We start from the raw sequence: 11,523 nt of genomic DNA, 5'->3' as shown, positions 1-11,523 counted from the left end.
TACAAAAAAGCTAATGTGTATTTTTCTAGGAGTGAGCGTTGGATTCTGCATTGCCGAGCTTGTCACACATCATTGAACTCGCCGTCGCCCCTGTTTTTCTACTCGCAGGTATTGCGGGGTTTTTAAATGTTATGTCTGGTCGGTTAGGGCGTATCACTGACCGTGTACGTGGTGCAGAACGAGAACTTCTCAGTATTAGTTATCAGCCCATTATTCAATCTCGCCGTGAAGAGATTTTATTATTGTGGCGCCGTATCAAAGTGATCAATTGGGCCATTGCACTGTGTACAGCTTCAGCATTGATGGTATGTAGTGTCATTGTGAGTTTATTTACCGGTGAACTCTGGCACGTTAACCTTCATGTACTGGTGGTAACCTTATTTGTTTTTGCCATGCTGTTTTTGATCACCGCATTACTGTTATTCATTCTCGAAATCAAATTAGCCACACTGACCATTCGATTATCAAGAACGGTACGCTAAACGGGTTGTTTAGCGTACTTTTGCTTAAACTCGTTGCGGTATTGGCTTGGGGTCTTGTTGAATTTTTTCTTAAATAGCGTGTTGTACACCGACTTACTATTAAAGCCCGCATCGTAAAAAATGTCCGTAATACTCTTATCAAAGCACATAGGGTCTTCCAGTAAACGCTTGGCCTCTTGAATACGGTAGTTATTAATGAACTCGTAAAAATTCACTTCGTAGTGCCGGTTAATGGTGTTCGACAGCTCTTTAATGGGAATATCTAGCTTTTCCGCCAAGCGTTCAAACGACAAATTTTGATTCAGATAAGGCCGTTCCGCTTCCATAGTAGATTCAAGGCGCTCGACTAATTCCATACTCACGGGTTCTTTTTCTGCCGTTTTGACTTTCGGCACACCGGCACGCAAAAAGTGCGATGCCGACATAAATATCACGGTATTGAACAAGGCAAACTGCATGTAATACGACGTTAAACCTATGATTTCAACAATGTCGTAATACGGGAACACATACAGTGAGTGATAAACTTTGATCAAGCTCAGCATGGTTTCCCAGACTAAAATCCCGGTCAGCACCATTAGCACTTTGCCTAACCAAGGCGGCATATTGAATTTGTCGGTGTGTTGCGTATCTGCATTCAACACATATAACGTCGCCAATACCGCAAAAACCACACGCGCACTCTTGGCCACTAGGTCCATAAACACATAATTAAAGTCGGCAAACGAATAATCTTTGATCAACACCACCTTTTGTTCATGTGGCAACGAGTAAAAATGCAGATAAATAAACACCGCGAACGCTACTGCGGGTAACGCAAACAAACCATGCCAACGCTGTAATTTGAATCCAGATTGCGTGATCGAGAGCGCAAACAAAAACAATAAGGGGCCATCAAGCCAATACGCAAAATTGAGGATAAAAAAGAAATTCGGCGACGCTTCTAATACCCAGTATCGGAAGGTACTGCCCCATAACACCAACTCATTTAGCGCAATACCCGCATGAACCGCGAAAAATGCTATCAGTAAAGTGGTAGGTAAACTCGGCTTCGGGCGGTTAAACCCTACATAAAACGCTACGGCGAGACACTCAAAGACTATGAGTAGGAGAACCAAGTCATGTAAGTTAAATAGTGTTTTATCCATGATTCTCTGCGCACGCGTAGTTGTAATTATGGTGTTAATGGATCGTCAGGATGTTACCCAGTCTGCCAACCGAAATCAATCGCCAGAAATCGCTTAAAGCGTTAATCCGAACGTTCGTTTAAGAGGGGCGAGTGAATTTTTGTGCGATTTTTTATCATACAATTGCTTTTACCTTTACGACCCGATGTATAGATAAAAATATAAATTTCATTAGGTTACAAGTTCTTTTCATAAAACGAACGTTCGAATTGCCCACTCATCTCTGGCGTAAACGACTTAGCGTGCTAATCCCCCTACACTGCTTCGCAGTTTTTCGTGTTGTAACAAAATTGCTAACAACACGGCCCGATTAATAATATGAAGGAGTGTATTTTGACAAAGTCGACCTATCGACAGAGTGCCATTCTCTCAGGCGTGCTATTTGCCTTAGCTGCCTGTTCCGGCGCTCCGAAACAACCACAAGATGAGGCGATTGGGGTAGTTCACCCAGAAAAGTGGCCAAAAGTCACTAGCCCAATCAAGCAGAACCCAGAAACCGAAGCCCAAATAACCCAGTTAATCGAAAAGATGACCATCGAGCAGAAGGTGGCGCAACTTATTCAACCCGAGATTCGTGATTTTACCGTTGAAGAAATGCGTCAATATGGGTTTGGCTCTTATTTGAATGGCGGCGGTGCGTTCCCAAACAATGACAAATACGCCACTATGCCTGACTGGGTAGCATTGGCCGACAAAATGTACCAGGCGTCAATCGACAGCAGCATCGATGGCATCGACATACCCACGATGTGGGGAACCGATGCAGTGCACGGCCATAACAATGTGATTGGCGCGACCATATTTCCCCACAATATCGGCCTAGGTGCTATGCACAACCCTGCACTGATGGAACAAATTGGTGCTGCGACTGCGAAAGCGGTACGTGTGACGGGTATTGACTGGTTGTTCGCACCAACCGTTGCCGTAGTACGCGACGACCGCTGGGGCCGCACCTACGAAGGCTATTCTGAAGACCCTACCATAGTGAAAGATTATGCTGCGGCCATGGTACGCGGTATACAGGGCGCGCCCGGCGAGCAGTTTCTATCTGATACAAAAGCCATCGCGACGGCGAAGCACTTTCTTGGTGACGGGGGCACCAACCTAGGTGTCGACCAGGGGAACAACTTGTCTACCGAAGAAGAGCTGATCAATATTCACGCTCAGGGCTATGTAGCCGCTATCGAAAATGGCGTACAGACTATTATGGCGTCATTTAATAGCTGGCACGGTGAAAAGATGCATGGCAACAAAGCCATGCTGACCGACGTATTAAAAGAGCAAATGGGCTTTGACGGCTTGGTGGTAGGAGACTGGGATGGTCACGGCCAAGTGCCCGGTTGCAGCAATAGTAGTTGTGCACAAGCGATCAACGCTGGTGTCGACATTATTATGGTTCCTACTAATTGGAAGGCCATGTATGAAAATACGGTCGCCCAAGTCAAAAGTGGTGAAATAACCCAAACACGCCTCGACGATGCCGTACGCCGCATTTTGCGAGTAAAATTCCGAGCGGGTTTGTTTGATGGCATTGCGCCAAAAGACCGTGGCGTTGCCGGTGACCAATCACTCATTGGCAACCAAGCGCATCGCGAAATTGCACGCCAAGCTGTTCGTGAATCATTGGTGCTACTCAAAAACCAATCTCAACTGTTGCCACTCATGCCCAACCAACACGTATTAGTCGCTGGAACCGGCGCTGACAATATCGGCAAACAATCAGGTGGTTGGACTATTTCCTGGCAGGGTACGGGGAACCTCAACAGTGACTTCCCTGGCGGTACCTCAATATATGATGGCATTAAGTCTACGGTTGAAGCTGCTGGCGGCACCACCACATTAAGTAAATCTGGCGTATTCACCCAAACGCCAGATGTCGCCATTGTTGTGTTCGGCGAAAACCCTTATGCAGAAGGTGCGGGGGATAGAGACAGCATTGAGTATCAACGCGGTAACAAACGCGACCTTGCCATGTTGCGCAAGCTCAAAGCACAAGGCATTCCTGTGGTTTCTGTTTTCCTCACTGGACGCCCCTTGTGGATTAACGCCGAGCTGAATGCATCTGATGCCTTTGTGGTGGCATGGCTACCTGGCTCAGAAGGGCTAGCCGTCGCCGACGTTCTATTTAGTGACAACCAAGGTAACTTACAACACGACTTTACGGGCAAATTATCTTATTCATGGCCAGCGCTGGATGACCAAGTGGTGTTGAACAAAGGTGATGCTGACTATGCACCGCTCTTTGCTTATGGATTCGGTCTCACATATCAAGATACGGACACCTTAGGCGATGACCTCAATGAAGTGCCTGCTATTCCGTTAGAAAAAGACAACTCTCAACCTTATCCCTTGTTTGATACCGTTCCGCAATCAGACTTAGCTTTCTTTTTGGGAGATAGAGCAAGTTGGGCAGTACCCGTTGCTACCAGTGTTGTTACCACACAGGGTTCAAATAATCTCACCCTATGCACTGAAAACATGACGGTACAAGAGGATGCGCGCCAATTAACCTGGGCGGGTCAAAGCCTAGCTCGTGCTTTCCTAGGTTGGAGTGAACCTCGTACCATTGCTGAGTATTTGGATAGCCATAGTGCGTTGCAATTCAGCGTAAAAGTTACCCAAGCGCCCACCGCCAGTGTACAACTCGGTGTTTTATGCGCCGACGATTGCCGTGGTACGGTAGACGCGCAAAGCGCCCTTGCTAATCTAACCACTGATCAATGGCATACGTTCAGCGTAGGTTTGCAATGTTTGGTTGAGGCTGGCGCGAGTTTTGACAGCGTTACCGCTCCTTTCGTGATTGAAACCTCTGGAGAGATGCAAATTTCTGTGGCTGACATTATGTTGCAACCAGAGGCAGCATCAAACGCAACCATAGCTTGCCAGTAATCTAAGTCCCTCGGTTTAAAGTGCCCCAAAGCGCTACTCAACTTAGCACGGTTTGCTAAGCGGTAGCGCTTTTTTGTGGCCACGCCCATTTGATATTATCTTGTTAATAAATTACGAGAAAAATCCTGCGCTAAACAACAAGGTTCACTGTTGTTCTTCCACCAAACAAACTCATCATACCTCCTTTAAAGTATGATACTTGCTGCTTTCCTTTCCGTAAGGTGATGTTTTACCATTGCCCCGCAAAAACACTAACCAAATGAAATAAAAGAGGTTTGCAAAGTTCGAACGTTCGTTTCGTGAATACGAACGTTCGTATTCACGGTTTTAGCATGAATAAAACGACTTATAGATAGCGCAGGCGTAGGCTTCGCCATGCTTTTCAAAATTGTTAATGGAAAGTTTAAAATTTGCGTGCAACACGAGCACAACACATAAGCTATCGCAAGGGAGAAAATAATGAAAACTCGCCCCTTTAATAAAAGCCAAATCGCCTTATCGGTGTCTTTGGTTTTAGGTTCGGCGATGATCACCAGCACACAGGCTCAGGAAGCAAACACTGACAGCGAAGTAGAAGTTATAGAAGTCAGTGGTATTCGTGGCAGTATGATACGCGCTATGGATATGAAACGGTCTGGTGATGGTATCGTCGAGGCAATTTCAGCGGAAGATATCGGTAAATTCCCCGATACTAACTTAGCGGAATCGCTTCAACGTATTACTGGCGTATCAATTGACCGGTCTGACGGTGAAGGCAGTCGCGTGACAATTCGTGGTTTTGGTGCCGACCGCAACATGGTGCTGTTAAATGGCCGTCAAATGCCCACGCCTACGCGTTCTTTTGACTTCGCCGACCTCGCCTCTGAAGGTGTCAGCGCCGTCGAAGTGTATAAAACTGGCCGCGCCTCCATCGCCACGGGCGGCTTGGGTGGAACCATCAATATCATCACGCCGCGACCGTTGGCGAACCCCGGCCGTCAAGCAAGCCAGGGTTTTAAAGCTGTGCATGATGGGTCAACCCAGAAAGGAGATACCTGGACTCCTGAAATTTCTGGTTTGTACTCCGAAACCTTCCTTGATGATAAGTTTGGCATTTCATTAACGGGTAGTTACCAGAAGCGTGACAGCGGCAACAGCAATGCCTCTGTGGGTTCTGGTTGGCGCTCCTTTATCTCTGGTCAAGACGAAGGTGGCTGGGGTAACTTGCCATCGGAAGATCCAGACAATTCTTATTTGAATAAGCCCGCTGACGGTGTCACTTACGCGGTACCTCAGAACTTGGTTTATCAATTTAACGAAGCGTACCGCACACGTATTAACGGTCAGTTGACCCTTGAATACCAAGCGACAGACAAGTTAAAAGCGCGTTTAGATTATACCTATTCAGAGCGTAGTATCGACCGTGAATTGACGGATATGTCTACCTGGTTCTCGTTCAACTACAACAACGCGACTATGGTATGGTCAGAGCCTAATAGTGAAGGCATCTCTTATCCCATCCAGTACCAAGATACAGATAACTATAGCGAAGATGCTCAGCGCGGCGAAGGAATTGGTATTAACTCTGGCCGCGGCTTCTCGGCAACGAAAAATACCAACAACTCGATTGGCTTGAACTTGGAATATCAGGTTAACGACAATCTATTGGTCGAGTTTGATTATCACGACGCGTCGGCGAAACACGAGCCTAACAGCCCTTACGGCAGTTGGGGTTCGCTTGCGATGATCTCTAACAACCGTATTCGTACCACGGTAGATTTTTCACAAGTATTGCCAGTATTAAGCATTGAATACCCTGAAGGTGTTGATGGTTTTGAACCAGCGGATATGATTGGTGCGGGCAGTAATTTCGGTAACAACCACGAACGCTCTGACCTTGAACAAATTCAAGCAAGCGGTACCTATACCTTTGATGCAGGCATTATTGAAAGTATCGACTTTGGTATTTCGCAAACCGAAACCAACAACCATTCAAAGTACGCCAGCGCGACTCGCGGTACATGGAGTGGCGTAGGGGAGCCTGAAGATTGGGAAGACAGCTGGTTTACGCAACGTTCGCTCGGCGATATGTTCGACAATGTGCCCGGTCATGCTGACCCAGACCTTGAGCCATACTATATCGATTGGGATTTCGAGCAGATAGCCGAGTTCACTGCGGCTAACTTCTATAACGAAAATGCCAACGAATGGCCGTGCGGCCCGCGTTTCTGCGGCGGCACAAATTATACCACCGACCGTTACACCGATGAGAAAATGCAGGCTGCCTACGTGCAAGCAAACCTCGTATTTGATATCGGCGATATGCCAGCAGAAATGATTACCGGTTTGCGATACGAGAAAACCGATACGCACGCTTCGGCGCTCGTACCGAGTTACGATGGTATTTCGTGGAGCAGCACCAACGAATTGGTGTTACAGCCTACCGGCGATTCCGTGTTTACCGACGAGTACGGTGATTACGACAATCTATTGCCAAGTGTCGATTTTAAAGTGGATTTAACCGACGATCTTGTTGCCCGTGCGTCATTCAGCAAAACGATTTCGCGTCCGAGTTATGGTGATATGCAAGGGGGTAAAACCCTAGGCGGCCAAATCACCACAATCCAAGGTTCAGGCTCACGGGGTAATCCTGCGTTGTTACCACTAGAGTCGACCAACTATGACTTGTCTCTAGAATGGTATTACGACGAAGCCAGCTATGCTGCCATTGGCTGGTTTAACAAAGACGTTAAGAACTTTGTCGGCCGTCGCACAATTACCGAAACCGCGTTTGATTTGCGTAACCCTGCTCAAGGCCCGAGAGCAGACGCTGCTCGCGCCGCTGGTTTTACTGGTAACGCTGAAATCAGACAATACATTTTAGACAACTATCTCGATAGCGACCCGAATGTATATCTGAACGAACACGGCGACGTGGTGATTGATGCTAGCCCTGAAGATGAATTAGCCATGTTTGAAATTACCATTCCTTACAACCAGCGCGATAACAATGTGCATGGGTGGGAAGTGGCCGTTCAACACATGTTCTGGGATAGCGGTTTTGGTGTGAATGTGAACGGTACACTGGTAGACGGCGACTTGTACTACGACAATGCGTCTCTCGAACCACAGTACGCCCTTACTGGCTTGAGTGATTCAGCTAACTTTATCGCCTTCTACGAAAACGATGTGATGTCGATTCGTGTGGCCTACAACTGGCGCGATAAATTTTTGGCCTGGATTGGTGACGGCTCAGGAGACAACCCAGTCTACACCGAAGCCTATGGCCAGTGGGACGTGAACATGAGCTACGACGTGAACGAAAACCTGACGGTATTTGTGGAAGGGATCAACCTGACCAACGAATATCAGCGTCAGCATGGTCGTCACAAACAAATGTTGATCAACCTACGTCAGTCATCTCCTCGCTATAACGTTGGTATGCGTTATACCTTTTAATTAGCGATTAACGATGTCCCGTGCTGTACGAGAAGCTGCTTGTTTTGCAAAACGCTTTTCGTACAGCTTTTTGCGTTTAAATTTGGCCCAATATATAGGCCACCTATAACAAGAAAAGGAGCCACTATGGCAAACCCAGTTGTACTTAATAACGTCGAGCATAAAGACTTACGCGTTATTCGTACTCACTCCAGCCAAGTGAACGAATCCACCAACATTGCCCTTGCGATGCCTTTTGAGTTTCGCAGCTTACAACACGAATACCCCATCGTTTTTTACAAAGACGATAAAAACCAGTCATTTCATGCCGTAGTGCTATTAGGTTTAGCGCACAACGAAAACCTCTATCTGAGCGAAGAGGGCTGGGATGCCAACTATGTGCCCCTGATGATCGAACGCCAGCCATTTTTAATTGGTATGCGCGGGCCTGATGCAACGGGCGAACGCCAACCCGTATTGTTAATCGACCTTGATAGCCCAAAAGTCAGCCACAATGAGGGAGAAAGAGTGTTTTTACCTCACGGCGGTCACAGTGATTACCTGCAACACATCACCGACATTCTCAGTGCCATTCGCGAGCGCGAGGAAGAAACCCAAGCCTTCCACAATGCCTTGCTAGAATATGACTTACTCGAAAGCTTTTTCTTAGATATCAGCTTGTTCGGTGAAGACAAAAACCGTTTGAGTGGTTACTACACCATCAACGAAGAAAAACTCAACGCGCTTGATGACAATGTAGTTTTGGATTTACACAAACGTGGCATGTTACAACTCATCCATTTTGTGATTGCCAGCCAAGCGAATTTTGCAGATTTGATCGACCGTAAAAAGGCTCGTGTAGGTCATGCTGAGTGATACTTTACCCCATAGTAAGTCGGTCGCCCTTGCGCCGGGCAGCCCGTTACCTCACACGGTACTTGCCTCTCAGCAACCGTTAATCCTGCGTGGATACATTAACCATTGGTCCGCTGTATCACGAGGAAAAATAAGCAACGAAGCAATATGTGAGCACTTACTTCAATTCTATACTGGCGAGAATATGGGCTTTTTCTTTGGTGATCCCAGTATCAAAGGTCGTTTCTTCTATAACGAAGATATGACGGGGTTTAATTTCGAAAAAGTCGCCGCCGATTTAGGCTTGATTCTTAGAAAATTAATCGAAACTGAAAGTATGCCAAACAAACCATCGATTTTTATTGGTGGAACCCACTTGCAGCAGTATTTACCCGGTTTTCACGACCACAACCCAAAAGTACCAGTTCCTCATGACAACCCGCGAAACGGGCTTTGGGTAGGCAATCAAACTCGTGTCGCCATTCATCAAGACTTACCTCTCAATATCGCGTGTTGTGTAGCAGGTAAGCGACGTTTTACCCTGTTTCCTCCAGAACAAACGCCCAATTTATACATCGGCCCGTTGGAGCACACGCCTTCTGGTCAGCCCGTGAGCTTAGTCGACATGCACGAGATTGATCACGCCCGATTTCCCAAATTCCAGCATGCGTTACAACACGCACAAGTGGCAGAGTTAAACCCAGGCGATGCATTGTTTATCCCCAGTATGTGGTGGCATGAAGTGGAAGCATTGGCTCATTTCAACGTACTCGTCAACTACTGGTGGCGTAGCACTCCTGATCACATGGATGCCCCCATTCATGCTCTACATCACGCATTGTTGAGTATTGCTCAGCTGCCGAGCGCAGAAAAAGCTATTTGGCAGGACATTTTTAATCACTATGTGTTTAACCAAGATGACAGCCATCTTGCCCATATTCCCGCAGAAGCCCGCGGCGTACTGGGCGAAATGGACGAAGCCAATGCTCGACGGTTGCGAACCCTATTACTACAAGCTTTGAATCGATGAATACAGCAACACAACCGATTAAAAATATCGTCATCGCCGGAGGCGGTACAGCCGGATGGATGACCGCAGCCGCATTGAGCCATACCCTCGGCAAACAACTCAATATTACATTGGTGGAGTCCGAAGCCATTCCTACCGTGGGCGTTGGCGAGGCGACCATCCCCACCATGCAGTATTTTCATCGTTTGCTCGGTATTGATGAACGTGCGCTCATGGCTGCCACCCACGCTACCTTCAAGCTAGGCATCGAATTCAACCACTGGCGACACCAAGGGCATAGTTATCTTCATGCCTTTGGTCATACCGGGCAAGACTGCTGGGCCTGCGGCTTTCAACACTTCTGGCTCAAAGGTAGACAGATTGGTATAACTCATGATTACGGCGACTATTGCCCCGAGCATCAGGCGGCCATCGCCCAGCGCTTTGCGCATACTAAACCTCAAAACCTCAATTATGCTTACCACTTAGATGCGGGAAAGTACGCCCAATTTTTACGTAATTTCAGTGAGCAGCGAGGCGTTAAGCGCATTGAACGTAAAATTGCTCATGTTGGGCTTTGCCCTCAAACCCAGTTTATCGAGCTGCTGAGATTAGACGATGGACAAGTAATTGAAGGCGATCTCTTTGTGGACTGTACCGGCTTTAAGGGATTACTCATCGAACAAGCCTTGCGAACAGGCTATGAAGATTGGTCACATTGGCTGCCTTGTGACCGGGCTATAGCCGTGCAATCTGAACATTCGCACGCGCCCTTGCCTTACACCAAAGCCACGGCGATGCCCTATGGTTGGCAGTGGCGTATTCCATTGACCACTCGACAAGGCAATGGCGTTGTGTACGCGAGCAATGCGGTTTCAGATGAGCAAGCCCTCGACGATTTACTCACTGAGATTCAAGCAACCACGCTCACTGAACCCAAAACCATTCGATTTAAAACTGGAAAACGCCGCCAACAATGGAATAAGAACTGTGTGGCGATTGGCTTGTCTTCAGGTTTTCTAGAACCCCTGGAGTCGACCAGTATTCATTTAATTTCGTCATCAATACTGAGGCTGCTGGATCTATTCCCTCATCAAGGCATTCAACCAAGTGAAGTACATGAGTACAACAAGCAAAGCGAACTCGAATTAATCGGTATTCGTGACTTTGTGATTCTGCACTACAAGGTGACGCAACGTAACGACAGCCCCTTGTGGCAATATTGCCGCTCGATGACGGTGCCCGATACCTTGCAAGACAAACTCGACCTTTTCACCCAAACCGGTCGCGTGCTGAAAGAGCGCAATGAATTGTTTGAAGACTCGTGGCAACAGGTAATGCTGGGGCAAGGCCTCGTTCCCACCAATTTCCACCCTATTGTGAATAACATGTCAGATAACGAACTGCGAAATTTTCTCGCCCAAATACGCACCCAAATACAAAACCGTGTGGCGCAACTTCCTGCCCATACCGCTTACTTGCAAGGATATTTGCAAAGCTAATTCGTATCACTGCACAGTATTTTTCAGCGGATCGATGCGGTAACTATTAACAATTCATATCACCAAGGCTCAGTGCTCATCACTGGGCCTTTTTTAGTGCTTTCCCGCTAAAACAAACGTTCTATCGCTAATTCGAACGTTCTAATTGGCGTTTTCGCGCCCACTAGGAATCGTCTTCGCCG

At 47.3% G+C, this 11,523-nt stretch carries 7 protein-coding genes; 6 read left to right on the top strand and 1 reads right to left on the bottom strand.

Features of this window, described 5'->3' with window-relative positions; genetic code table 11:
* Window positions 1-38: 38 nt before the first annotated feature.
* Window positions 39-482, top strand: a complete 444-nt coding sequence (locus ACXAH6_RS04990; RefSeq protein WP_474875537.1) for a DUF2721 domain-containing protein — start codon at window positions 39-41, stop codon at window positions 480-482.
* On the opposite strand, the gene ACXAH6_RS04985 is transcribed toward ACXAH6_RS04990, so the two are convergent.
* Entirely contained in the window at window positions 479-1,630 is a 1,152-nt protein-coding gene (locus ACXAH6_RS04985) for a helix-turn-helix domain-containing protein (protein WP_474875536.1), read from the bottom strand. The two genes, ACXAH6_RS04990 and ACXAH6_RS04985, sit on opposite strands and share 4 nt — an antisense overlap.
* Window positions 1,631-1,987: 357 nt before the next feature.
* Between ACXAH6_RS04985 and ACXAH6_RS04980 the strand changes: the two genes are divergently transcribed.
* The 5 genes from ACXAH6_RS04980 to ACXAH6_RS04960 all read left to right on the top strand — a co-directional run bounded on the left by ACXAH6_RS04980 (window position 1,988) and on the right by ACXAH6_RS04960 (window position 11,341).
* Entirely contained in the window at window positions 1,988-4,558 is a 2,571-nt protein-coding gene (locus tag ACXAH6_RS04980) for a glycoside hydrolase family 3 protein (RefSeq protein WP_474875535.1), read from the top strand.
* A 459-nt stretch (window positions 4,559-5,017) separates the two neighbouring features.
* The gene (locus tag ACXAH6_RS04975; protein ID WP_474875534.1) at window positions 5,018-7,996 is read left to right on the top strand and encodes a TonB-dependent receptor; all 2,979 of its coding nucleotides are present in this window, start codon (window positions 5,018-5,020) and stop codon (window positions 7,994-7,996) included.
* Between the two features lie 126 nt (window positions 7,997-8,122).
* On the top strand, window positions 8,123-8,851 hold the full coding sequence (locus tag ACXAH6_RS04970) for a SapC family protein (RefSeq protein WP_474875533.1): 729 nt from the start codon (window positions 8,123-8,125) through the stop codon (window positions 8,849-8,851).
* Window positions 8,841-9,860, top strand: coding sequence for a cupin-like domain-containing protein (locus tag ACXAH6_RS04965; RefSeq protein WP_474875532.1), 1,020 nt, complete (start codon window positions 8,841-8,843; stop codon window positions 9,858-9,860). The genes ACXAH6_RS04970 and ACXAH6_RS04965 overlap by 11 nt, the downstream gene beginning before the upstream one ends.
* Window positions 9,857-11,341, top strand: a complete 1,485-nt coding sequence (locus ACXAH6_RS04960; protein WP_474875531.1) for a tryptophan halogenase family protein — start codon at window positions 9,857-9,859, stop codon at window positions 11,339-11,341. The genes ACXAH6_RS04965 and ACXAH6_RS04960 overlap by 4 nt, the downstream gene beginning before the upstream one ends.
* The last annotated feature ends 182 nt before the right edge of the window (window positions 11,342-11,523 follow it).

The organism is Alteromonas sp. ABE4_545, assembly GCF_056161325.1.
This window is presented reverse-complemented; position numbering and strand designations above follow the sequence as displayed.